The 375-nt window shown below is 68.8% G+C and carries 1 protein-coding gene; it reads right to left on the bottom strand.

Annotation, left to right across the window (positions count from 1 at the left end; genetic code table 11):
• A partial coding sequence (locus EN851_RS34490) for a GntR family transcriptional regulator (protein WP_245520894.1) occupies positions 1–342 on the bottom strand: 342 nt, incomplete at its 3' end.
• Positions 343–375: the final 33 nt, after the last annotated feature.

The following is a 375-nucleotide window of genomic DNA, read 5'->3' as shown; positions in this document are numbered from 1 at the left end:
GCTGTCGCGGCCGTCATGCAGCGCCTGATGCTCCTTCTCCAGATGCGCGCGCAGTTGTGCGATGTCGGCGGGCACCGCCGCTTTGGCGGCAAGTGCGGCCACCTTCGGCTCGATGAGCGCCCTGGCCTCGAATACTTCTCGCGCCTCGATCTTCGAGGGCTGCGCGACGAAAGCGCCGCGATTGGGCTCCAGCCGCGCCAGCCGGTCGTGGGCGAGAGCCTGCAACGCGGCGCGAACGACGGTGCGGCTTACGGAATAGATCGAGGCCAGTTCGTCCTCCGGCAACTTGGTGCCCGGGGCGAGACGATGGCTGACGATGGCGTCCCTCAGCCCATAGCAGATCGGCGACCAGCGCCCTGCCGGCCGACTGTCGCG

Origin of the sequence: Mesorhizobium sp. M8A.F.Ca.ET.208.01.1.1 (assembly GCF_004791315.1) — a bacterium.
Taxonomy (GTDB): domain Bacteria; phylum Pseudomonadota; class Alphaproteobacteria; order Rhizobiales; family Rhizobiaceae; genus Mesorhizobium.
The sequence above is the reverse complement of the archived record's forward strand: the minus strand, read 5'-3'. Positions and strand labels throughout refer to the sequence as shown.